Here is a 24,018-nt window from a genome sequence, read left to right as displayed (position 1 = left end):
GCAGTGGCCTTTCTCGGTCAGGAGTCTGGTGGTGAGGTGTCACACGGGTGTCAGCAGCCGCATGACCGAGGGCGCCAGGAGCAGGGCGATAAAAGTTAGGGCCATGACGGCGCCCGACGCGCTCATGCGCACGGCGATGGCGTTGGCGGCGGCGAGGTCCTGGTTGCGCAAGGCGTTGCGTTGCGCCTTGGCGCTCTTGCGGAGGTTGTCGTAGATGGCGGTGTTCTCTGTGCCGGACTGCTCGAGGGTCTCGGCCAGGTCGTGCAGCTCGGTGACACCGATCTGGTCGGCCAGGTCCTTGAGGACCTCCCAGGGCCGTACCCCGGACAGCCGGGACTGGGCCAGGGTCGCGGCGATCCGGTTCAGGGCCCAGGAGCTGGTGCCCTCGGCGGCGTTCTCGATGGCATCAGGGACACCGGAGCCGCTCTTGCGGCGCTGGGCGAGCTGGCTGGTGTACAGGGACAGGGCGCGGCGGAACTCGGTGCGGGCCTTGGTGGCCTTGTCGGCCACGGTGTAGTGCGGAATGTGGAACATCGCTACGGCCAGCAGCACGGCGCCGAGGGCGGGGACCATGAACGGCACCTGGATCCCCAGGACACCCAGGCCCGCTGTCAGCAGGGGTGCGGTGACCACGCCCATCGCTGCGCACACGAGCTGTTCGCCGTAGAACCGGGTGGGCGGAATCCCCAGCAGGGCCAGGTCCCGGGTGGGTGTGCGCAGCCACAGCTGTGCGGGCAGGGCGTTGCGGGCCCAGCGGCCCAGCCGGTCGGTGCTGCCCGACGAGGGCACATCGGCCGGGCGCGTGCGCGAGGGGTGAGTGGCGGGTGCCAGGCGGGTCAGCGCGTCGGCCAGGTCGACCTGCCGGGGCCAGAGCCACATCGCCAGCAGGGCCAGGGCCAGGGCGAGCGATCCGCCGGTCACGCCGGCCCAGACCATCGCGCTCATGACGGGCCGCCCGGACCGGCTGCCGTGCCCCCGAAGAGTGCGGGGCTGCTGGGTGTGAAGAGGCGGGTAGGGCCGGTGCCGTTGGACATCCGGTTGAACCAGAACAGGGTCAGGGCGAACAGGCTCGCCAGGGTGAGGAACACCAGCTGGCCCAAGGGGGTGCGGTAGGGCTCGATGTAGGTCCCGTTCAGGAGCATCACGACCACGGTTCCGACGCTGATCACGGTCAGCCAGGTCGCTGTGGCGCGGTAGGTCGCGCGATTGGCCTCGACCTCGCGGCGAGCGCGGACCTGGTCGGCGACGTCGTCGGCCAGATCGTCCAGCACGGTCGCTACCGGCCCGCGCAGCTCCACCGCGGTGGCCAGGGACTGCGCCACCATGTCCGCGGTGGGGTCGGCCAGTTCGTCGGCGAACGTCAGCAGGGCCGCCCTGGGTTCCCAGCGGGACTCCAGGCGCGCGGCCAGCGTCTTGACCTGGGGTGCGATCGGGCCCGGGGCGGTCCAGGCGCTCAGGATCAGGGCGTCCTCCAGGCCCTTGCCGGTCGCCAAGGAGCCGGCCAGCGACCGGGTCCAGTCCTGAAGCGCACCCAGGCGAGCGATCCGCTCGGTCTGGGGTCTGTTGGACAGCATGGCCGGGACGCCGACCGTGGTGACCGGTCCCACGATCATCAGCAGGGGCCACCCGGTGATCAGCCAGGCGATCAGCCCGGCCCCGATCCCGACCGCCAGCAGGATCCGGGTGCGGCGCGGCATCCGCGCGAATGCGGCCCGGCCTCGCCGGACCAGGTCGGCGTGCGGTGGCCGGGCGGTGTCGGGCAGCTTCTGAGGTGCGGGGGTCAGGGCGTAGACCAGGCCGACCAGGCCGCCGGCGATCAGAGCGCCCGAGACGGCGGCGATGATCATGACCGCACCCCAGCACTCGTCCCGGTACGACCCGCCGCCAACTCCTGGGTGAAGCCGTGCCGGTCGAAGCCGTAGGCCTCCAGCTCCTGGTACTCGCCGGGCATGAACGCCGGGACCGCGTCGCCGTCGGGCCCGCGGGCGAAGATCGGCGTGGCCGCATATCCCGTCTCTCGCTCACCCGGTGCCACGGCGATGATTTCAGCGACCTGGCGGCGGGCTGCCTCCCTGGTGGGGTCGTAGGACAGGTCGATGTGCACGATCAGGTCGATCGCGTAGGCAAGCTTGGAGGTCGCCAGCTCATGGGTGACCTGCTCCTCGCCCTCCATCGCGCAGGTCACCAGCTTCCGTATCGCCGCGCTCGCACTGGTGGCGTGGGTCGTGGACACGGACCCGGTGCCGGATTCCATCGCCTTGATCATGGGCCAGACCTCGCTACCGCGGACCTCGCCGACGATCAGCCGCGACCGGTTGTACCGGAAGGAGCGCCGCAGCGCCTCGCTGATCGTCGACTCCCCGGCCTGCCGCCCGTCCAGCCCGACCTCGCCGGACCCCGGCCGGGCCTCCCACGCGATCACGTTCGGTCGCAGGTCCTGCAGCCCGAGCTCGTACTCGGTCTCGAACGTCGCGATCCGCTCACCGGCAGGGATCTGGTCGCACAACGCCCGGGTCAGGGTCGTCTTGCCCGCACTGGCTGCTCCGGAGACCACGATCGACTTGCGGGCCCTCACCGCCGCGGCCAGGAACGAGGCCGCTACCGGTGACAGCATGCCCAGCTCCACCAGGTGGTCCAGGGTGACCTGGACTAGGCGGTGGCGGCGGATCACGACCACTGGCCGGTCAGTCACCCACGCGCTGGCAGCCAGGCGGGCACCGCTGTTGGGCAGGCGCATGTCGACGTACGGGTTGTGCTCGGAGAACGGGCGGGAACCAGAGGTGGTGCGTGAGGCGATGTCCTGCACGAGTCGGATCAGCTCGTCGTCGGAGTCGGCGACCGGTTCGCCGGTCAGCCAGGTGCCGTCGGCGAGCTGCAGCTGGACGTTGCGGTGGCCGTAGATCTCGATGTTCTCGACCTGGTCGTTGTCCAGCAACGGCTGTAGCCGGCCCATCCGGAACAAGCGGTTGAACACCGCCTCCTTCAACGCCTCACGCTGCGCGGTAGTGAACCCGGCCTTGCCGTCGTTACGCCGGTCAGTAGAGGCCTGCTTCACCAGCCGGTTGATGGCCTCCTTGCCGGCCTCTTCCCGCACCAGGTCGTCGGTGCCAGGGGCGAACCGCTCGCCCTGCTCGTCAGAGACCAGCTTGCGCAGCTTCGCCACCATCGACCAGTCCACCGGCACCGACCGGTCCAGCACGCCCCTGGCCGTGCCGTCGCGGACGGCGCCAGGCCGGTGGCCGGCGACTGGTCCGGACCACGTGCCATGGACGTCAGCGCGGGTCGCGTCGTCGGTCTCGGGCTGCCCGGCGCCGACCCAGGGGTTGGTCGGGCGACGCCGGTTGGGCGGCAAGTCGTGCGGCACCGGGGCGGTGAAATAGGGCAGCGCGGCAGGGTCAGTCTCCGGTGCCGGGCGCGTGCGAGGGTCCGCGGTCACGACAGTTCCTGGCGCTGATCAGCCGCAGCAGCCCAGACCGACCGCGGGCTGGTGACTGCGACCTGTCCACGGCCGGTTGCCGGACCCGGCTCGGTGGCGACCTGGGCGTGCAGGTCCCGCGCGATGGTGTGCAGGGATCGGGCGAAGGCTCCCTTGTGGAACCGGGGCCGCGGTGGGGCGCCCTGGTGATACACGGCCGCGTCCCTTGGCTCGAACGGGACCGACCCGGCCAGCGGCAGCCCGAGATACTTCGCAGCCCCGCCCGCGGAGTAGGGGCGGCCCGGTCCCACCACGAGGAGGCCGGGACGTCGCCACAGGCGGGTGCGCACGACCAGGTCGGCATGTGACCGGGTAGCGGCCACCGCCGGAAGATCGGTCCGGGTCACCAGCAGGGTCAGGTCCGCCCGCTCTAAGAGCACCTGCGGGGACTCGGCCATCCCGAGGCGCCCGGCGTCCACGATCACGTCCTGCCCCACGGCGTCCAGGTCCGCCAGCGCGTCGGCCAACGGTCGCCACAGGCCACGCAGCTCCTGGGCCTGCAGGTGTGACCGGGCGCCGGGCACGAACCGGACCGGGTCGCTGATCTCGAGCGCGACGCGGCCTAGCACCTCGTCGACGGGTTCGGCGGCGAACGCGACGTCCAGCAGACCCGCGTCGTGGTCTCGGGCGCCCTGGAACCACCCGGCCAGGATTGCCGAACCGCCCACCGGGTCCGCTTCGACCAGCAGCACCGGACGAGGCCAAGCCAGGGCCAGCCCGAGCGCCGTCGTAGTCACTCCCGGTGACCCGGACGCGGAGCACAACGCGATGACCGCCATCAGTTCTTCCCACCGGTGGGTGAGCCGCTGGGCTCAACAGGACTCTCGGGCGACTCGCCCGGTGCTTCGCCAGTTTCCTGGGCGGTGTCGTCCGTCGCGCCGGTCTCCTCGTTCAGCTCGCGGGAGTCCAGCACGAGCGTGACCTTCCCGGCAGCCGCCTCAGCGGCCAGCGTGATCGCCTCCTCGTGCGAGACCAGGACGTCGACGACGGTCTGCCCGTCCGGGGCCGGCGGGTTGACCGCGACCACCTCGGCCGCGTGGAACGTCGGAGCCTGCTCACTGGCAGGATCGGCCGCAGTGACCACCGCGCGCACCCGGTCCCCAGGCAACAGGGCGAGACCCGGTGAGGCCGGCGGCGGGAGCACGATCCCGAGCACGGACATGCCCGACGGCGGAACCAGTTCCTCGGTCGCGACACCAGTGGTGAGTGCGGCACCGGCCGCGACATCCCAGGCGGCACGCTGCCCGACCACCTCGCCCCGCGCCCCAGCACCCAGGAGATCCAGCGAGACGTCGGCCCCGACCTGCGCCTCGGTCAGGTCCTCGGCCTGGATCACCGTTCCGCGCACGATCGTGTCGCGGGCCACCAGCACCGTGCGGGTATCGGTCAACGTCGCCCACAGCAGCACCGCGCCCAGGACGCCGATACCGACAGCTGCGATCATCACCACCGCGAGCACGGGCTGCCGCTTCAGCTTCGGCGGCGCGAGCCGGGCTTCCACCGGCGGCGCCCCGGGCGCGGTCGGTCCTTGCGTGGTCGTGCTCGTCATCTCCACTACCCCCTTGATCGCCCGATCTACCTGCCTGCCAGCCGGTCAGTTCACGAGCACCTGTGCTTCGCCTACTGAGACCTGAACGTTGCGCGCGAGCCCATCCAGGTCCAGGGACCCGGTCTGTCCAGCGCCTCTCCACTCCACGACCCACTCGCTGGTCGCGGTGACCGTGTAGCGCTGCCCGGGCTCGTACCCGGACTCACGGGTATAGGTGTGCCCGCAGTCCGGGGACGCCGACCGGCCACGATCTGCTGTGTACGGCGTGCCTGTGCCCGTGCACACCACCTGGGCACCGTCGCCCATGTCCCACACGATCCGCTCCAACCGCGCCGTCGCGGTCACCGTCACCGACCCCGCCGACGCCGTCCGCGTGATCGGCCCGGTCGTTCGCTCACCGGGATCCTGGACCCACAACCAAGTCGGCTGACCCACGACTCCCGCGCCGTTCGGCGACGGAGACATCCCGATCTCGATGGCGCGCAGGCCCATCCGCTCCACAGCGATCTGCGCCACCTCACCCGGCGCAGGGCCGGCATCGGCTGCGTTCGGTGGATCGGCTAACCAGATCGCGCCGCGCAAGCCGCCTGCGACGTTGTAGCAGCCATAGATTGCACCCTCACCCGAAGGATGGCCTTGCCACTCTGGTGCAGTGGCTGGTGGCTGAGGATCTACGGGCGTGGTACCGATGTAGCAGTTCGACTGGTTGCTCCAGATCCCGTGCTCCGAGGTGCATGGAACGGGAGAGGAGTTGCTGGCGGAGTACGACGCTTCGGCCTTCCAGATGCAAGGTGAGCCTGGCCCCGAATCATCGGCGGGTTTCGTATCGGAGGCTGGTCGCGTGGCATCGTGCGGGAAGCGGTCAGGTAGCGCAGGCGTACCCGGATCGATCGCAGTGATCAGACACTTGCCCGTATCGCGACTGATCTGGCAATGCGGTTCGGTTCCGGATGCGGGACCCGCCCAGGGCAGCATCAGAGCAGCGGCGAGTGCGGCGATCATGAGCTGGCGCACGGCGCCTTCTCCAGCGTTTCTAGCGCGGCGACCCGCCATCCGCCGGACGGGTTAGCGTCATAGTCGTAGTTGGCAACTTGGAGGCGCTCCCATGCCCTGTCATCCCGGTCGGGGCTGACCACAGATGTCCCAGAAGCGTCGAGGATGTCGACGTCGCTGACGTCGTAGCAAACGTCCACCTGGACAGTGGGAACCAGGCCCGCCTTCGGGTCGGAGTTGTCCAGGGTCACGGACTGCACCACCAGATCGGCGATCCGGGTCTGCCCAGTCTTACGCCATTCTGCCTTGCGCCATTGTTCGAGGTCCGCTCGTCGCACCTCGAGCTCGACGCTCACGGCGACGCGCTCAAGTTTGGTCAGCGGTGCTGTCGGGTCGGAGCCGAGCTGGTCGGCCAGAGCGTAGTACTCGCGTGTGACTTCCTCGGCGTGCCTTCGTGCGAGCGCTCTCGGATCGGTCGGGGTGGGGGAGGGCGACGCCGAGACCGACTGCGACGGCGTCGTCGCGGAGGTGGTTGTTGGCGGCGAGTTGGGGTCGGTGCTCGTTGTGCATCCGGCGGTTAGTGCGAGCAGAAGTGCCGCCGCGAGAACGGGGTGTGCGGTGCGCATGCTGGGGAGCCTGCCTCCCTCTGCGTACCGCTGGGACGGTGCGCGGTGGTGTTCGACGAGGTCGTGAATGTCGCACGGGTAAGGACCGGGGGAAACCATTACCGCCGATCGGGCGCGGTTCTGCAAGGTAAACCGCGCGTCCGTTACGCGCGTGAAACACGAGGATGAGGACTCGGGTGTGGATTTCGTCGTGGTTGTCACGCTCGAAAGGTGGCAGGTGGGCGCACCTTCTGCGCACACCAATCGGTTCGCACACCATGGTGTGCGGCAGTGTCGCCGCAGGTCAGCATGCGCACACCAACTCGTGCTCAGCGATGATAGGTGTGGGGTTGCGGATGCCCGGCGCCTATTTGGACAATTGTCCAAATGCCCGCACATCAAAGGTGTGCGGGCATGATTCATGGCGGTGTGCGGTGAATTCAGCATGCGAAATCATGGGGCGGTGTTGTCAAGCGGTCAGTGCACGCTTGGTGCCAGGACGGGTGCTCGTTCGGGATCCCGCCGCCACGAGACGAGGGTTCGAACTAACATCGACACCTCCCGCTTGGCGGCCCTCAGCGGTGATGTGTTCGGCGGCGGACAGTCGTGAGCGACGGATTCGGAAGGGGAGTGACGTGGGCAACGAGCCGATGCAGAGGATGACCGGTAGCGAGGTGCAGTGCGCGCGAGAGGCACTGGGCCTGGAACGGGTCGACCTTGCGCGTCTGATCGGGAACGACGCCGCTACCGTGCGCGACTGGGAACGCGGTAAGACGTTCGTCCCGTTCAGGGTCCGAGAGGAGATCGGTGAGCTGGAAGCACTCACGGGTCGGACGGTGGAGCAGCTAGTGGCCGACCTCCGCGAGATGTCGCAGTCGCAGGCCATGGTCTACCGGGAGGATGAGCAGGCCCGGGCTGACGACGTTGCACGGCTCGGTCGCCGGTGGTGGCGTGTCGTTGCGACGCGAGCGGCAGCCCAGGTTCCTGGAACGCGGATCGGCACCCGTGCCGAGCTCGATGCCATGAACCATGAACCATGAACAAGAAAACCATACAGGGAAAGTAATGCACGGAAAGGGGCCGTTTCGAGTGGATGAAGCGTCTTTGATCACATAGAATTGTGGTACCGGCCCGGGGAATAGCCCCAGGTCAGGACGGCAGAAGGAGCCGACCATGTCTGTAACGCTAGAGAACAAGAACGTCGAAAAGCGGGCTGGAAACACCCCTGACGCCAAGGTCGAATTTGGCCTCCTCGACCCCCGCACGCTGTTGGTCGAGACCAACGTGCGCGCCGAGGCGAACCTCACGCCCCGGTTCCTCAAGAGCATCCGGGACAACGGGGTGCTGTCACCGATCTTGGTCCAGCGCACCGAGCAGGGCCTGCGGGTCCGTGCCGGGCAGCGCCGCACGCTGGCTGCCGTGGAGGTCGGTCTGGAGGCGATCCCGGCGATGATCGTCCAGGGCGACGAGGACCAGATCCGTCGCCTGCGCGAGCAGGTGGCGGAGAACGACGACCGGCAGGGTCTGCGGCACGCCGACTACGTGGCGGCGTTCGAGCAGATGTCCCTGCTCGGCGTTTCTGTCGTGGAGATCGCCAACACGACCGGGCACAGCACGAGCGACGTGAAGGCCGCGCTCACGGTCGCCAAGACGAAGAAGGCCAAGGCGGTGCAGGCCAAGTACGACCTCACCCTGGACCAGGCGGCGGTCCTGGCCGAGTTCGAGAACGACACCGAGGCTGTCGAGGCGCTGACCGAGATCGCGATGAAGAGCCCTGACCGGTTCGCGCACGCCGCCCAGCAGCGGCGCGACGGCCGCGACGCCGCCGCCCGGCTGGCCGAGGCGACCAAGGCCCTGGCCGACGCCGGGATCAAGCAGGTCACCAACTGGAACGCCGAGGTGAAGGACAACAAGGCAGCCCAGGAACTGCAGCAGCTGCAGTCCGGCGAGGGCAAGACCGTGACCCCCGAGGCACACGCGATCTGCCCGCAGCGCGCCGCCTACATCGGCACGTCCCACAACGGTGACATCTACACCCGGCACGTGTGCTTGAACTACAAGGCCGCTGGGCACAAGCTGAACCACGCCAAGGCCAACGACACCCGCACCGAGCAGGAAAAGGAGACCGCCCGCGCCGAACGGGCCGAGGTGATCACGAACAACAAGGCCTGGAAGTCCGCCGAGACCGTCCGTCGCGAGTGGCTGGCGCAGTTCGCCAAGCGCAAGACCGCCCCGAAGGATGCGGCCAACTTCCTCGCCGGGTCGCTGACGGCTGACACGCACAGCATCGAAAAGGCCAGCCTGGGCGCTCACGGTCTGGCGTGCGAGTGGCTCGGTCTGAGGACGACCGGCGGCTGGGGCAGCAGGCAGGCGCTGAGCGACCTGATCGCCAAGGCGACCTCGGCACGCGCCTTGCACATCGCGCTCGTCCTGGCACTGGCAGCGATCGAGGAACGCACCGGCCTGCACACCTGGCGCCGGTCCGGCAGCGAGTCTCGCTACCTGCGCGCTCTGGAGGCGTGGGGGTACAACCTGTCGGACGTCGAGCAGATCGCACGCGGCCCCCAGGAGAACTCGACGGCGTGCACCGAGAAGAAGGCGGATGCCTTGACGTCGACGGCCTCCCCGCAGCAGCCGGAGGCCAAGGTCGCCAACACGGTCAAGACCACCAGCCCGGCAACCGACCGGGACGAGCAGCCCGCCAAGACCGGAGTCGACAGCACCAACGCCGCTCCGGCCAAGGGACAGCCCGCGCCCAACCCGACCAAGGGCAAGCCACAGACTGCAGGCAACACCACGGGAGCCAAGCCGGAGCCCGGGAAGCGGCAGCCGGTGAAGCCGCAGGCCGAGAAGGCAGCCAGCGCGCCGCAGCCCGTCAAGGCCTGAGCCCGGTAGCGCTCGCCGCGTAGTACCAGCGCCGAGAGGTCGCCATCCCCGTTCCGGGGGTGGCGACCTCTTTGTATGCCCAGGGGGAGGGCGGTCGCGGCTCGCTGGGGGGACCAAACCCCGCGTCTCTTCCCGCCCCCGGCTCACCCAGTCAGTTCCCCGTCGCCTGCTCGCGTTACGTCCGACGCCGCCGCACCAGCACGACCGACCTACCCGCCGCGCACCGCCCGTGCTCGCCGCGTCTCGCCGACGCGACCGACCCGGACCCGGCGCCGCGCAGCCGGCCCCCGGTCCTCCCTTGGCGAAGGAGACACACCTCTTGCACAAGCTGTGAGCGGTACCGCGAATCAACTCTAAGTTGACACGCTCCGGAGACCTGGAGGGGGTGGGGGACTTGATGACGGTCCACGTGCTGAGCGCTGGAAGTGGCTACACGTACCTGACCCAGCAGGTCGCTTCGGGGGATGTCCCGCGTGAGCGGGGGATGTCGTTGACGGACTACTACATGCAGCACGGCAACCCGCCCGGCCGGTGGGTCGGGACCGGTCTGGACCAGCTCGGGGTCTCCGGTCAGGTGATGGAGAAGCAGATGAAGTCCCTCTACGGGCTCGGCCGCCATCCTGACGCTGACCGGCTGGAGGTGGAGGCCCTGGCCCGCGGCGCGACGAAGCACGACGCGGAGCGTGCGGGCTGGATCGGGCGCGCGTTCCCGACCTACGAGCCCCGACCCGACGACGGGTTCAGGACCGCGCTGGAGGCAGCGTTCGCACAGTTCGCGCAGGAGAACGACCGGCCGCCGGAGGCGGGGATCGAGCGGGACCTGATCCGGTGGAACGTCGCGCGCACCCTCGCGCAGCAGGAGCGGAACGGGAAGAGCAACGGCTCCGGCGGGCCGGTCACGGAGGCGGACGTAACGCTGTGGCTGGCCAAGCGCGGGCAGCAGCCGCGGCGTGCCGTGGCGGGGTATGACCTGGTCTTCACACCATCGAAGTCGATCAGCGTCCTGTGGGGGCTGGGGGATCCGGACACGCGGGATGCGATCACGAAGGCGCACACCGACGCGTGGCAGGACACGCTGGCGTGGATCGAGGTCGAGGGTGCGTTGACTCGGGAGGGTGCGGGTGGTGTGCGGCAGATCGACACCCACGGCCTCACGGCCGTCGCGTTCGACCACCTGGACTCCCGCGCCGGGGACCCGAACCTGCACACCCATGTCGCGGTCTCTGCCAAGGTCCGCGGGGTCGACGGGACGTGGCGTGCGCTGGACGGGCGCGTCCTGCTCAACTTGGGCGTCGCCGCGTCCGAGCGGTACAACACCAGAATCGAGCAGCTCCTGGTCGAGCGTCTTGGCGTCGCGTTCCACACCGAGGCCCGCGGGCGGGGCAAGCAGGGTGTGCGGGAGATCGTCGGCGTCCCGAAGAAGCTCCGCGACGCGTTCTCGCGGCGGCGTGCGGCGATCCAGGAGTCCTACGAGAACCTGCGGGCCGAGTACCGGGCGAAGTACGGGCACGAGCCCGCGTCGAAGGTCGCGTACGCGTTGGCGCAGCAGGCCAACCTCGACACCCGCCAGGCCAAGGGCATCCCGGTCGGTCTGCGTGACCGTCTCCCGCAGTGGCACCAGGTCGCCACCACGATCCTGGGCAGCAGCAGCGCCGTCGCGCGGATGCTCGCCGGCACGTTGCACCCCCGGCCTGGCGCGGGCCGGGTGGTGGTCGACGAGCTAGAGGACCTGTGGCCCGCCGTCGCCCAAGACCTCGCCGGCCGCGGCGTCATGCGGTGGACGGCCCAAGACGTCACCGCAGCGGTGGAGCGTCTCGCGCACACCTGGCCGAGGGCACAGGTGTTCCGCTCCCTGCGCTGGCGCACGGCTGCTGGGCGGCAGGCGGTGTTCGCGGACCTGGCCACACAGGTGCTGGCCGACGGTGACCTGGTTGACGCCTGCCTGTCTGGTGTCGCGGACAAGCGCGCGACCTGGTCGACGTATCACCTGCAGGCCGAAGCCACCCGCCTGGCCCGCGAGTACGCCCCCTCGGGAACTGACTTGCTCGCGCTGTCCGCGACGATCGCGGGGCATGCGGTGGCTGGGAGCCTGGTGATCACCCCGCCAGATCTGAACGAGCCCCCGGACGTGATGCGCCGCAAGGACGGCGAGAGCGTCTACTTCGTGCACGGCTCCACCCGGTACACCTCCCTGGCGGTGCTCGAAGCCGAGGACCATCTCCTGGCCGGTGCCCGAGCCGGCGGGGGTCTGATCACGGACCGGGGCACGGTGGGGCGGGCGGTGGCGAGGGTGGAGGCGGAGGTCGGGTACGGGTTGAACGCGGGTCAGCGGGAGCTGGTGGCGCACTTCGCGACCAGCGGGTCCCGGTTAGCGGCGGGGATCGGCCCGGCCGGGACCGGGAAGACCACCGCCATGCGCGCCTTCGCCGCGGCCGTGGACGACGCTGGCGGCCGGCTGATCGCATTGGCGCCGTCCGCCGCCGCCGCCGAGGTCCTGAGCGCGGACCTCGGCGACTCGGACATCACGGCGGAGACGCTGGACATGTTCCTCCTGGCCAACGCCGGCCACGGCGGCGAACGGCTCCGCGAACGCCTCACGGTCGAGCCTGGCACTGTGGTGCTGATCGACGAGGCCAGCCTGGCCGGCACCCTCGCCCTATCCCAGGTCCTGACCATCGCCCAGGCCGCAGGGGGCAGCGTCCGGTTGCTCGGGGACCCGGCCCAGCTCGGCGCCGTCGCCGCCGGTGGCGCCCTGCGGTTGATCGCAGACCAGGCCGGCGCGGTCGAGCTGACCCAGATCCACCGGTTCAACACAGACGGCGAGGCCGAGGCATCCCTCCTGATCCGGGAGGGAAACCACGCCGGGCTGGATTTCTATGTCACGCGGAACCGCACGCAGGGTGGGTCGGCGGCGGCGATGGCGGAGCAGATGTTCGCCAACTGGCAGGTCGACTCCGACCAGGGGTTCTCCACGCTGATGATGGCGGCGACCAACACCCTGGTCACTGAGCTGTCCGTGCGTGCACGGCTACACCGTGTGACCCGTGGCGAGGTCGAGGAAGACGGCGTGGTCCTGCACGACGACACCCGCGCCGGAGTCGGCGACATCATCGTGACCCGCCTCAACAACCGGTACCTGCGCACCGAGGAAGCCGACGACGTCGACGCCGATGGGGGTGACGGGGGCTGGGTGAAGAACGGTCACCTGTGGCGCGTTCACGCCCGGGGCAAGAACGGGGACCTGCAGGTCCGGCACCTGGAAACCGGTGCCACCGTGGTGCTCCCGGCCGACTACGTCGCAGCGCATGTCGAGCTGGGGTACGCGACCACGATCCATCGTGAGCAGGGCACCACCGTGGACACCGCGCACGCGATGGTCGGGGTCGGCATGACTCGCAACGAGCTCTACACCGCGATCACCCGCGGGCGGTATTCGAACCGGGTGTACGTGGAGACCGACGACGTCCTCGACCTCGATCCCCACCGCCAGCCCAACCTGGAACGCGCCGTCCTGAACGCCCTGAAGGCAGTTCTGGACCGCGACGGCGAAGAGCAGTCCGCGTCTGCGGTGATCGAGGCGGAGTGGGGCTACGCGCACTCCCTGGCCCGCCTGGTCCCGGAGTACGAGGACGCCTACTTCGCCTACCTCGAGCCCGACCGCACCGGACGGCTCGCCGACGCCCTGCGTGCTGTCCTGCCCGAGCGCATGGCGGATCGGGTGCTGGCCGACGATGCGTGGCCCGCGCTGGCCAAGCGCCTGTCCCAGCACGAGGCTGCGGGCGCCGACGTTCAGGCCGTGGTGCACCGCGCGGCACAGCAGGGGTTCCAGGGTGCGCGGTCGATCGCGAAGGTCCTGCACCACCGCGTCGACCTGCCCCGACCCTGCGACCTGGACCAGCGGGGGCTGCCAGCCTGGATCACGACGTCACCAGGCACGACCGAGAACCTGGCCTGGAACGACGTTCGGCCGTTCATACCCGCTGAGACCGACCAGACCCGCGACACTCACCCCGATGACGCCCCGGAGCGACCGGAGTCCGCGGCCGATACTGTGGCCGACGACGTGGCTCGCATGGCGCCTGCGGACCCGACGGGGCAAGCAGCGCGGCCGGTCGATGCGGGGGAGCGGGCACTGGTCGTGGAGATCACCGGCCATGCCTGGACCTGGTGGACCGCGCAGAGCGCCCACCAGTCCTGGGCCACCCGGTACATGACCGGGCGAGGCCTGGCCGGCGCGGAATGGGGCACCGCACCCCCGTCCTGGACCGGACTGTCCGACCACCTGCAGACCCTCGGGTACACCCCCGAACAGCTCGTCACCGCCGGGGTAGCGACCCGGACCCGGGGCGGGCGCCTGATCGACAAGTTCCGCAACCGGATCATCTTCCCCTACCGCGACCAGACCGGGACCGTCGTCGGCGTCACCGCCCGCATCAACCCCACCGCCGCCGACGAGCGGACACCGAAGTACCTCAACACCCCCGAGACGGTCGCGTACCGCAAGGGTGAGCTCCTGCTCGGCCTGGACCCGACCGCGATCGCCCGCCTGGCCGCGGGAGCACGCCCGGTCCTGGTCGAGGGGCCCACCGACCACGCGGCGCTACACCTGGCCGCATCCGACCTCGCCGAGAGGACGGGCATCGAGATCGTGCCGATAGCAGCGGGCGGCACTGGCGTCACCGAGGCGCACCTCCAGGCACTGCGCGAGGCCACCGGCCGTGACCTAAGTGACCTGATCGTGGCCCTGGACCCGGACAACGCCGGCCGCACCGCCGCCGCTCGCGTCTGGGACCTGCTCACCGCGCACGAGGCCGCCCACGTGCAGGCGCTGGACCTGCCAGGCGGGACCGACCCCGCCCAAGCGGCCCTCGAAGCCCCCGAGGTGTTGGCCGCCGCGCTGGGTGAGACGGTGCCGTTGGTGTGGTTCGCGATGGAACCCAACCTGGCGCACCTCCGATCCCTGGACCACTTCGACCGGCAGATCCCCCTGCTGCGTGCCCTCGTCGATTACCTGTACGGCCGGGTCGAGCTGACCCAGTGGTGGGACCTGGTCGCTCACGTCGCGAAGATCGTCGGCGACTCCCCGGGCGCGGCCACCCACGCCCAGCTCGACGTCGGGTCCGTGCGGAGGGTCATGGTCGATCACCTCACCGACCGCATCACCGCCGGCGTGTCCGCGGACACGGGCCCAGACATCGACCCCGTCGCGGCGGTGGACAACGCTGCCGTGCCCGGGCGGGAGCACGTGGTGACGGACCCGTTGGTGCAAACATGGCTGGTCCGGCACGCCGACCTGATCGCCACCCGACTGGATGCCCTGGTCGAGGACGCCGTGACGAACCCGCAGCTGTGGATGGAGATCATCACCCCACCACCCACGGCTGGCCCGACTCGCGGGACGTGGGCCGCGGCGATGCGACAGGTGCTCGCCTACCGCGACCGCTACCAGGTCACCGACCGCACCAACGCCCTGGGGCGGGGCGGGCTCGAGGGCGAGCGCGGCGACGCCTACGCCATCGCCGCCCGTGCTCTGGCGAGCATCACCGCCGCCGAGGACACCGCTCCCCGACCGGTGGCCCGATCGGGGCCTCGACCGATGGAACGCGTCCCGGTGGTCCTGGCCGACGCACGAGCCCACCGCGACTACGAGCGCCGACGCCAGCAAGCCGACGAACAAGCCCGGCGGGACCACACTGAGCGAGATCGTGACCGCGCGAGCGGCCGGGGCCGGTAACCCAGCAACTTCGCTGTGAGGTCGAGTACGGGAGCCTGGCGTCGTCGCCAGAGGTCTGGGAGCCTGTGGCAGCACCCTTTCCAGGTGAGGAGCCTAAATGATCTCTGAGTCCGTTGTTCGGTTCCGGTCCCTCGATGGGACCGAGCTCGTCGGCGATCTGGCTGTTCCTGAAGAAGTGCCTAGCGTAGGCGTCGTTCAGGTCCATGGTGGCGGGGTCACTCGCCACGAGGCGGGGTTCTTCGACCGCATGGCGGCCGGTCTGGCAGCTTCAGGGGTCGCCGCACTGCGATTCGACATCCGAGGGCACGGGGAGTCCGGCGGACGGCAGGAAGAGCTGACGCTCGGCGGTGTCCTCAACGACATTCGCTGCGCGTTGGATCTCTTGCGTGAGCGGACTGGGGTCGAGCGCACAAGCCTGGTCGGACAGAGCTTTGGCGGCGGGATCTGCGGGTACTACACCGCCAAGCGTTCCGACGAGGTCGACCGGCTGGTGATGCTGTGCCCACAGCTGGACTACAAGAAGCGGACGATCGACTCACGCCCGTACTGGCACAACGACCGGATCAGCGAGGAGAAGGGTCGCGAGCTGTCTGAACGCGGTTACGTCGAGCACTCACCGACATTCCGGCACGGGCGGGCGATCTACAACGAGCTCTTCTGGCTCCAGCCTCACACCGTGCTTGGTGAGATCGAGGCGCCGACCCTCATCGTTCACGGGACGGGGGACACCCTCGTGCCGATCGATACGTCGCTCGCCGCGATGCCACAGCTGAACGCGGCCTCGCGGCTGGAGAAGATCGAGGGAGCCCAGCATGGGTTTGCCGTCGATGGCGATCCCACCTACCTCGATCCGCAGAGCCAGGCGTGGCAGGCCGACGTGGTCAAGACCATCACCAGGTGGGTCACGGCGACGAACTGAGCGCGTGACTGAGTTGTTCGACGGCAGGGCTAGAGCGCCAACGCAGCAGACCGGTCGCCGCATCGTTCACTACGCGACGTGTTCGGCCCGACCCTGTGTGCACGGCAATGTCCAGCGCCTCGAGCGCGGTGGTTGCAGCGTCGTTGGGCAGCCCGGCACGGGCGAGAGCCACTGATCTGCGCGCGCGGAAGAACCCGCTGTCGCGGGTGGACAGGCTGGGCGCGCTCAGGGCGCTGTCGTAGAGCTCCACGGCCCGCTCGGGTTGCCCCGCCTCGATCCAGCACGTCGCTTCACGGACGTGCAGGACGGCCTGGTGATCGGGAGCCATCTCCCGGGCGCGCCCAATCGCATTTTCGACGTCGACGTGCTGATCGGTCATCAGCTGCCCCTTCGCTCGCTGCAGGATCGCCTCAGCCTGTCCCAGCGCGGTCAGCTGCCATGGTCCGCCCAGCGCAGCACGCGCGAACCCGAGGACGCGGTGACCGTCGCCGGCGTCGTAGGCCATCTGCGACTTGCGCATCAGGACGTATCCCTGCATCCCTGCGTCCTCGCAGAGTTGCGCGTACTCCATGGCCTGGTCGTACCAATAGGCGGCCTTGGCACCTTCAGCCAGATCGCGGAAGAGCCAGCCCGCGAGTTCGGCCGCTTCCGCGGCGAGCGTGAACGCTGTGCCCTGCGTGCGGCCAGGAACGTCGGGGAGCACTGACCGTAGCCCCGCAACGACACCGAGAGTTGTGGGCAGGGCGGCGGCAGCGCCTGAACGACCGTCGACCGCCTTGGCCGTTTCGAGCTGGAGTCTGAAGACGTCGATCAGTCCGGCATCGGCGAACCGTCGTGGATCGGAGAACCCGAGCCGCACCCGATCGGCCCACTCCAGCGACATGTCCGCCATCGATGCTGTTGGCTCTGGCGTAGGTTGCAGCGTGCCCACGAGCCTCCTCTCGGCGGGCGAGAGATGCTCCAGGTCGTCGTCGTCGACGAGTTCGGCCACCGTGCATCCGTGGCCGAAGGCCAAGACGAGCCCAGCGAGGTTCTCCAGGCTGGGTCGAGTGCCGCCATGGGGCCAGGACTCCCACTTGGAGATGCGAGTTTCGTCGATCGCGGCTGCGTTTGCGATCCGGTATGCCTGGACGGTCTTCCACTGGTCCCAGCCCAGCGCATATCGCCAGGCGGTTCGAGGCCGGGCAGCGAAGCGTCGCTCCATCTCGACAGCGATCTGCGCGACCGGAACGCGCTCGGCCTGCAGCCGACGCCGCACCTGTTCGCGTTCTGCCTTTCCGCTCCGTGCCATCATCGGCCCCCTCTATAGCCCGATCCAGGACTGAGACCTGTTGCCGGTCCGGATTCCTTCGAAACGCTGCCTGAGCGCAGCCAGGTGCGGTTCGGACTCGCCCGCGCGGCGTAGCGGCCCGCTGAGCTGGACTAGGTCTCGCATCTGTAGCAGCAGGTCGAACGATTCGTGACGCCCCATGCCGTAGCCATAGGTGTCGGCGAACTCCTGCACCCATGAGGACTCCCGGCCGTAGCGAATCGCGGCGTGCCAGGTGGGGATGAGGTCGATCTCGCGGGGGCCGAGGCTGACGTTGTCCCAGTCACCGAGCATGACCTGATCTCGATCCCACAGGAGATTTCCGGCCCAGCCGTCGCCGTGGACCATGCCAAGGCCCAGCGGCCAATGAGCGGCGGCAATTTGGTGCTGGACGGCGTCGACCCGGTCCCGAAGCCACTCGACTTCTTCGTCGGACAGGCCGGGCAACGGAGCGCCCTGTGAGAGCACGCGCCGAAGTGCACCGAACGGTTCCCATTTCGGAAGTTCGGCCGGCGGCATCGGCAGGTCGTGGAGTCGTCGCAGCAGGTCTGCCAGGTGGGCCGAGCGGAACGGCGGCCCGTCGTCCGGTTGGGGGTAGTACCGCCAGAACGACGCGGTCAGGCCGCTGTCCAGCTGCACGGGAGGTGCGTCCTCGACAGGCGCCGTCGCCGGGTAGGCATGCTCGTTCACGAGCCACCGGGTCACCTCCTGGGTGATCCCGATTGCGTTCGCGGTCTGCCCGACATTGATCCGGACCACTGCATCCAGCGCGGGCAAGACGAACACGGCGTTGCTGTAGTGATGAACGAGTCGAGCCCGGGCCGCAGACATACCCCGGGCACTGCACGCCAGCTCAAGTTGGTCCCGCAGGCTTTCTTCGGTGAAGTCCTTCATGCCAGCGTCAGCGGGTCAGAAACCGTGGTTCCGAGGACCGTGCGAATCCGCTCCTCGAACTCTGAAAGTCCGGGAACGCGGCCGAAGGCCGCCACCCGCCGACGAACACCCTCCACCGCGGCAACCCCGCGAACGCTGGATAGTGCGGCGACCGTCGGCAGGACGGCGTGGAGCAGGGCCAACGACCTGTCCAGGTCTCGACCACGCGCAACGTCACCGGCACCGGCGCCGGCGACGTAGGCGCTCGCGACCGCTGCTGCTGCCAGGACATGCCGGCGCTGCATCGCCACATCGTCGACGAGGACCGCCGTCGCAAGTTCTTCCACGCGGTCAAGGCGCCCTAGGTCAACCGCGGCGTAGAGCGCCTCGGTCTGCAGCTGCGTTGCGGTGAAGAAGGCGATCCAGGGCGGATCATCCCGTGACGACTCGCCGTCGAGCGCGACCTCAGCCGCGAACATCGCCGAGTCCGCGCTCGCCCCGTCGCCGGCCTTGGCAGAAGCACGCGCCGAGAGCGCCAGCGACCGTGCCAAGACTCGAGGCGATCCAAGATCCTGAGCAGCCTCGACAGCAGCATCAGCCAGTGCTGTGGCTTGCCCGACCTCGCCTAGGTGCACGGCCTGGATCGTCATGTCGCCAAGAATGTGAGCCCCAAGAGCCTGGTTTCCCGCCGCCTTCGCCAGACGCAGTGCCTGGACGAAGTACCGCTGGCCGGCACCCTGCTGCCCTGAGTCGAACGCCATGAACCCTGCGATGTCGCACAGCCGCGCGACAGCGGCCAAGAGATTATCCCGGCTGGCCTCGTCGCGTCGAGCACGCAGCAACGGGCTCACCGATTCCTGGAGGTAGTGCCGCAGGGTCGACCGTGCGTACCCGCCTCCGAGCCTGTGGTCGGTTTGAGCAAACGCGTCGGCCATCACGTGGATGCCGGAGATGTCAGACGGGCGCACCGGTCGTGACTCTCTACCGGGAGCAGGATCGTCCGACGGGTCGTAGCGCCAGTGGAGCATCGCCGCGTCACCAGTCGCAGCAAGCCAGGGCGCCTGGGCGGCCGACGGCGACGTATCAGCAGCCCACATCGCCGTGACCGTGGTCATCGTCGCAGGTATGTCCCGCTTCCAGTCTGACCCCGGATACGGTGCGCCCGAGGCGAAGGCACTAGCCTCGGCGCTCGCGGCGGGAGACGGGCTGTGTTCTACGAGACCGAGGAGCTTGCGCACGGTCGGAGAGAAGCTGCGCAAGTCATCTTCGTCGACGAGATCGTTCACCTTGCATCCGTGACCGAACGCGAGCGTCAGGCCCACCAGGTTCTCCGGGCTGGGGCGGGATCCACCGTACGGCCAGGATTCCCACTTCGAGATGCGGGAGTCGTCGATCTTGGAGGTGGGGTCCGCAGAGCGGTACTCCTGGACGGCCTTCCACTGTTCCCAGCCCAGCGCATACCGCCATGCCACGCGTGGCCGCACCCCGAAGTGGCGGCCCATCTCGACAGCGATCTGTGCGAACGGCACGCCGTCGGCTAGCAGTTGGCGGCGGACCAGTTCCCGCTCGGCCTTCCCGCTCCGTGCCATCAGATTCCCCTGTCTGGCATTGCTGACCGGCGCGGGGCCGTGAGCGTCTTGAGAACCGTATGGATCTGCTCGACGAGCCGGTCGGAATAGGGCGCCGAATCCACGCCGCGAACAAATTGGACAGGCATCGAGCGCACCTGTTCGCACATCGCTACTTCCGGCGCGCCATCGATGTCTGTATTCATCCGGACATGGGTTCTCCAGCCTCGGTCGACGCTGGTCAACGGCACCGCGATCACGAGCTCCATGGCCTGATGCTGCTCAGGGTGGGATAGCACCAGCCACGCCCGATCACCGGCCTGCTCAAGCTCGCCCACGGGATCCTTGCTTACCCACAACCGGTCGCCCCAGTAAATGTCGTTCAGCTCGGCCCGGTGCCTCATTGTTCTCTGCTCTCGAGTCGCGACATGTGGTCCTCGGCGTCCACTAGTCCGACGACGTTGTGGACCTCTTGCCGGTACTCCTCGTCCGGCACCTGCGTATTCACTCCGGCCCAGAACTGACGTTCCCGGTCAGCGACGAGCAGCGTCTCGACCGCGCGTCCCAGCGCTAAGCCGCCGTGGGCATCGGCGTAGGCCTTGAGCTCACGGTGCACGGCGGGCGAGACCTTGATCGTCGTCTGCGGCATAGGGCACAAGGTACCCAACGGTACCTACAGAGGTATACCTCTTGGTGAGTATCTCTTGGCTGTCGTGCAGAAATTTGCACCTGGAGCAAGTTTCTGACGCGAATCGCTGTGTTTGCCCTGGTCGCTGGCATTTGAGGCCGCTGCAGAAATTTGCATCGACGACCGGGTTTTTGTGCCCCCTCCTGCGTGAGTCTGTAAGACACGGGCCGACCCTGGCCCTGGGTACAGCCAGCACGGGGAGACACAGATGACGCAGACACTCGAGAGGCCATCCCTCAACAACGTGCTCACCGCTGTGGGTCAGATCCTCGACGTCGTCGGCGAGGAGCGGATCGGGTCGATGACGTTCTCCAGCGGAGCGGTCATCGCGATCCAGCCGTCGCACCTGGAGCAAGGCGAAGCCATCGCGAGGGCACTTGGCCTGACATCGTTCATCGAGCACACGTCTGTGGTGCCGGCGGTGACTGACTGGTCTGGGACCTGGGCAGGAGCCGGGCAGTGCGAGATCCATGTGCGCGGAATCCGGCCCCGCGGGGCGGCTGTCTCATGACCGTACGTCTGACAGACATCGCAGGGGCTCTGCACTTCGTCTCTTACGGGTGTGACCCCGGCGTGCTCAACATGAACGTGAGCCTGGAGCCGGGCGACCTCGCCAGCGCCACATCTGAGCACCTCGTGCTGGAGATCATCGCTGCTTCGATCGTCGATGCTCGACAGCTCGCCGCTCAGCACAAGCTGGACCCGGATCACTCGCGCGCTTCCCGCCTCAGTCCCGGCACCTTGATGTGGTCCGGCTGGATTACCAAGCAGACCCCAAGGACTGCGAGCCGCGGTGTTCGGTGCGTCCTGTACGCACACCCAGCGTCACTCGGTATGAACTCGTGAGCGGCGTTCGGCCGACAGCTCTCGCATACGTGGCCGGCCCTACCGAGCAGGCACTCGATGACCAGCGGAACGTCCTCAGCGCGTATGCCGCCGTCGAAGGCCTCGCTCTCGAACCTGACCTGGCCGACCCGAGCGACACGCTCACCATCAGCCAGGTCGTCGCGGCGGTTCGGGCCTGCCGTACGCGGATCGTGCTGATCGCCGCCGGTGCACGCATGGCCGAGGCCCAGGCCCGCGTGACACATGACCTCAAGCCCTACGGCGCCGTGTGCGTCGTGATCGGCCGGAGCCACCCCGCAGTTCCCCGGCGTGCAGGACGGCTCGCCAACGACCCTTCCCCCGCCAGCGCCAGGCGCGCCGGCATGAGCATCCCCCCAACCCCCGGACGTGGACATGACAACGACGTTTGACTTGCGCGGACGCCAGGCGACCCTGGTCGCACTAGACATCGACGGCACCATCGCCGACCCCGGCACCACGGAGATCTCGGACGCCGTACGCGCCGCCGTCGCCGAAGTGCGCACTGCTGGGCACCATGTGGTTGTGGCTACGGGACGCTCCCTGGTCGGAGTGCTCCCGGTCGCACGCTCGCTCGGTCTGACCGAGGGCTGGGCCGTCGCGTCCAACGGTGCGGTGACCGCTCGCCTGGATCTCCAGGCTCCCGGCGGGTATCTGCTGCACGACGTGCAGACCTTCGACCCCTTGCCGGTGGTCCGCCGCGCGAGGTCCGCGTACCCAGGCGTACAGATCGCGGCCGAGGAAGTCGGGCTCGGGTACCGCGTGACCCGCGTGTTCGCGCCGTACGAGGTCAACGGCGCCCAGCGGATCGTCGACGTCGAAAAGGTCGCCGAGCAGCCCACCACGAGAATGATCCTGCGATCTCCAGGCATCGCGAACTTGCGCCACAAGCTCCAGGCCACCGGCGTGACCGTGAACCCCGACGGCCGCGACTGGCTCGACATCACACCACCCCAACTCTCCAAGGCCACCGCCCTGGAGGCTGTCCGGATCCTGCTCGACGTGCACGAGCGCCGCACGATCGCCGTCGGCGACGGAATCAACGACATCGAGATGCTGACCTGGGCAGGCCGCGGCGTCGCGATGGGACACGCACCCGCCGAGGTCCTCGCAGCGGCCGACGACGTCACCGGCACCCTCGAAGAGGACGGCGCCGCCACCGTCCTGCGCTCGCTGCTGCCCGAAACGGTCCCCGCAGTGCGGTGACCTCTTGTCTAGCACCGCTCGAAGAGTTCCCGCCGATCTTTAGGAGTGCAGCGACATGACGATCGAGACGACCCCCTACGTCCTCACAGCTGACATCTACGCCGACATCAAGAACGTGGGTCCTGTCGGCTGGGTAGAGATGCCGGACGGCCTGCGGGCTGTCATGGTCACGGACTACGCCGCGATCAAGGAGATCGGGACCCACCCGGACGTGTCGAGGGACGCCGCTGCGCACTGGCCGGACCTGCGTGCGGGAAACGTGCCGGCCGACTCGCTGGTGGTTCCGTGGGTCACCAACGCTGGGCCGTTCAGTGCGTATGGCGCGGAGCACCGGCGGCTGAAGAAGCTGATGACGCCGGCATTCACCCAGCGCCAGGTCGACAAGCTCGAACCGATGATTCACGAGATCGTGGCCGGAGCTCTGGCGGAGATCGCACCCGGCCCGCACGACGGGCACCAGGCCGAACCCATGGACCTGCGCGCGGAATTTTGCTTCCCGGTACCGATCAGGACGATCGGTGCGGTGCTCGGCGTCGACGTCGATGACGAGCAGGACCTGTTCCCTGTCATCCGGGCGGGGGCTGATGCCCTGTTCGACACCAACATCAGCCGCGAGGAGCTCGGCGCGGCGTTCGTTGGGCTGCTGGGCGCGATCGACGAGCTCATCGCCCGCAAGCGCGCCAACCCCGATGGCAGCCTGACCAGCACCCTGATCCAGGCCAACGAGGACGGCGACACGTATACGGCGACGGAGATCGCTGAGGTGGTAAGGATCTTGATCGTGGCCGGGTACGAGACCACGGTCAATCTGCTGGACCAGTGCATCTTCCTCCTGCTCACCCACCCGCAGTACGTTGCCGCAGCCCTCGCAGAGGAGCTCGGCTCGGACGCCGCGGAGACGGCCTGGGGAGCGATCATCGACGAGGCCCTGCGCCACTCGTCTCCCGCGAACGTCGTCCCGATGCGGTTCCCCGTCAAGGACATCGTGATCGCCGGGTTCGAGATCCCCGCGGGCACGCCGCTCCTGGTGTCCTTCGCGGGCGCTGGCCGGGATGCGAAGGTTCACGAAGCTCCCGATGTGTTCGACCCGACCCGCACCAAGAAGGACCACCTCGGGTTCGGGTACGGGCCTCACCGCTGCCCCGGTGCCGCGATGGCGATCGCGGAGGCGAAGATCGCGCTGCCCGCCTTGTTCAGCCGGTACCGCCTCACGTTGGTCGAGGACCCCGCGGAGATCCCGGCGAACGACGGAATCATCACCAACGGCCACGCCCGTCTGCTGGTGACCCTCGAACCGAACGACTGACCCACGTCACAGCCGTCCCTCGCGTCGTGCGGGGGACGGCTCT

The 24,018-nt window shown here is 68.8% G+C and carries 20 protein-coding genes; 8 read left to right on the top strand and 12 right to left on the bottom strand.

Translation table 11 applies throughout. The features are described from left to right. Positions 1-39: 39 nt before the first annotated feature. The 7 genes from APR04_RS08530 to APR04_RS08500 form a co-directional block, all read right to left on the bottom strand. Complete coding sequence (locus APR04_RS08530; RefSeq protein ID WP_253869303.1) at positions 40-945, bottom strand: type II secretion system F family protein; 906 nt, start codon at positions 943-945, stop codon at positions 40-42. Then, positions 942-1,847: a type II secretion system F family protein gene (locus tag APR04_RS08525; RefSeq protein ID WP_253869302.1), complete on the bottom strand. Its 906-nt coding sequence runs from the start codon at positions 1,845-1,847 to the stop codon at positions 942-944. The genes APR04_RS08530 and APR04_RS08525 overlap by 4 nt, the downstream gene beginning before the upstream one ends. Then, a complete protein-coding gene (locus APR04_RS08520; RefSeq protein ID WP_253869301.1) occupies positions 1,844-3,436 on the bottom strand; it encodes a TadA family conjugal transfer-associated ATPase in 1,593 nt (530 codons plus the stop codon). Before APR04_RS08520 ends, APR04_RS08525 begins: the two co-directional genes overlap by 4 nt. Beyond that, complete coding sequence (locus tag APR04_RS08515; RefSeq protein ID WP_253869300.1) at positions 3,433-4,254, bottom strand: CpaE/TadZ family protein; 822 nt, start codon at positions 4,252-4,254, stop codon at positions 3,433-3,435. The genes APR04_RS08520 and APR04_RS08515 overlap by 4 nt, the downstream gene beginning before the upstream one ends. After that, positions 4,254-5,024, bottom strand: coding sequence for an SAF domain-containing protein (locus APR04_RS08510; protein WP_253869299.1), 771 nt, complete (start codon positions 5,022-5,024; stop codon positions 4,254-4,256). Before APR04_RS08510 ends, APR04_RS08515 begins: the two co-directional genes overlap by 1 nt. Before the next feature lie 45 nt (positions 5,025-5,069). Continuing rightward, entirely contained in the window at positions 5,070-5,540 is a 471-nt protein-coding gene (locus tag APR04_RS08505) for a hypothetical protein (protein ID WP_253869298.1), read from the bottom strand. A 482-nt stretch (positions 5,541-6,022) separates the two neighbouring features. Next, positions 6,023-6,643: a hypothetical protein gene (locus APR04_RS08500; RefSeq protein WP_253869297.1), complete on the bottom strand. Its 621-nt coding sequence runs from the start codon at positions 6,641-6,643 to the stop codon at positions 6,023-6,025. Between the two features lie 614 nt (positions 6,644-7,257). Between APR04_RS08500 and APR04_RS08495 the strand changes: the two genes are divergently transcribed. The 4 genes from APR04_RS08495 to APR04_RS08480 all read left to right on the top strand — a co-directional run bounded on the left by APR04_RS08495 (position 7,258) and on the right by APR04_RS08480 (position 16,161). Continuing rightward, a complete protein-coding gene (locus tag APR04_RS08495) occupies positions 7,258-7,662 on the top strand; it encodes a helix-turn-helix domain-containing protein (RefSeq protein ID WP_253869296.1) in 405 nt (134 codons plus the stop codon). 133 nt (positions 7,663-7,795) lie between these two features. Then, positions 7,796-9,508: a ParB/RepB/Spo0J family partition protein gene (locus tag APR04_RS08490; protein WP_253869295.1), complete on the top strand. Its 1,713-nt coding sequence runs from the start codon at positions 7,796-7,798 to the stop codon at positions 9,506-9,508. Positions 9,509-9,905: 397 nt separating this feature from the next. Beyond that, the gene (gene mobF, locus APR04_RS08485) at positions 9,906-15,242 is read left to right on the top strand and encodes a MobF family relaxase (RefSeq protein ID WP_253869294.1); all 5,337 of its coding nucleotides are present in this window, start codon (positions 9,906-9,908) and stop codon (positions 15,240-15,242) included. Between the two features lie 97 nt (positions 15,243-15,339). Then, positions 15,340-16,161: an alpha/beta hydrolase gene (locus APR04_RS08480; protein WP_253869293.1), complete on the top strand. Its 822-nt coding sequence runs from the start codon at positions 15,340-15,342 to the stop codon at positions 16,159-16,161. On the opposite strand, the gene APR04_RS08475 is transcribed toward APR04_RS08480, so the two are convergent. The 5 genes from APR04_RS08475 to APR04_RS08455 are packed head-to-tail and all read right to left on the bottom strand — an operon-like array spanning position 16,145 to position 20,560. Continuing rightward, entirely contained in the window at positions 16,145-17,455 is a 1,311-nt protein-coding gene (locus tag APR04_RS08475; RefSeq protein WP_253869292.1) for an NsdA family TPR-like regulatory protein, read from the bottom strand. The genes APR04_RS08480 and APR04_RS08475 overlap by 17 nt on opposite strands. A 9-nt stretch (positions 17,456-17,464) precedes the next feature. Continuing rightward, entirely contained in the window at positions 17,465-18,364 is a 900-nt protein-coding gene (locus APR04_RS08470; protein ID WP_253869291.1) for a phosphotransferase family protein, read from the bottom strand. Then, positions 18,361-19,932, bottom strand: a complete 1,572-nt coding sequence (locus tag APR04_RS08465; RefSeq protein WP_253869290.1) for an NsdA family TPR-like regulatory protein — start codon at positions 19,930-19,932, stop codon at positions 18,361-18,363. Before APR04_RS08465 ends, APR04_RS08470 begins: the two co-directional genes overlap by 4 nt. Beyond that, positions 19,932-20,315, bottom strand: coding sequence for a type II toxin-antitoxin system PemK/MazF family toxin (locus tag APR04_RS08460; protein WP_253869289.1), 384 nt, complete (start codon positions 20,313-20,315; stop codon positions 19,932-19,934). The genes APR04_RS08465 and APR04_RS08460 overlap by 1 nt, the downstream gene beginning before the upstream one ends. Next, entirely contained in the window at positions 20,312-20,560 is a 249-nt protein-coding gene (locus APR04_RS08455; protein ID WP_253869288.1) for a DUF2274 domain-containing protein, read from the bottom strand. Before APR04_RS08455 ends, APR04_RS08460 begins: the two co-directional genes overlap by 4 nt. A gap of 247 nt (positions 20,561-20,807) precedes the next feature. Between APR04_RS08455 and APR04_RS08450 the strand changes: the two genes are divergently transcribed. The 4 genes from APR04_RS08450 to APR04_RS08435 all read left to right on the top strand — a co-directional run bounded on the left by APR04_RS08450 (position 20,808) and on the right by APR04_RS08435 (position 23,975). Beyond that, a complete protein-coding gene (locus APR04_RS08450; RefSeq protein WP_253869287.1) occupies positions 20,808-21,110 on the top strand; it encodes a hypothetical protein in 303 nt (100 codons plus the stop codon). 331 nt (positions 21,111-21,441) lie between these two features. Continuing rightward, positions 21,442-21,855: a hypothetical protein gene (locus APR04_RS08445; protein ID WP_253869286.1), complete on the top strand. Its 414-nt coding sequence runs from the start codon at positions 21,442-21,444 to the stop codon at positions 21,853-21,855. After that, on the top strand, positions 21,839-22,669 hold the full coding sequence (locus APR04_RS08440) for an HAD family hydrolase (protein WP_253869285.1): 831 nt from the start codon (positions 21,839-21,841) through the stop codon (positions 22,667-22,669). The genes APR04_RS08445 and APR04_RS08440 overlap by 17 nt, the downstream gene beginning before the upstream one ends. A gap of 55 nt (positions 22,670-22,724) precedes the next feature. Further along, positions 22,725-23,975, top strand: coding sequence for a cytochrome P450 (locus APR04_RS08435; protein WP_253869284.1), 1,251 nt, complete (start codon positions 22,725-22,727; stop codon positions 23,973-23,975). Positions 23,976-24,018: the final 43 nt, after the last annotated feature.

Origin of the sequence: Promicromonospora umidemergens, from assembly GCF_024171995.1 — a bacterium.
GTDB classification, from domain to species: domain Bacteria; phylum Actinomycetota; class Actinomycetes; order Actinomycetales; family Cellulomonadaceae; genus Promicromonospora; species Promicromonospora umidemergens.
Note: the sequence above shows the minus strand (reverse complement) of the source record. Positions and strands in the feature narration are given on the sequence as shown.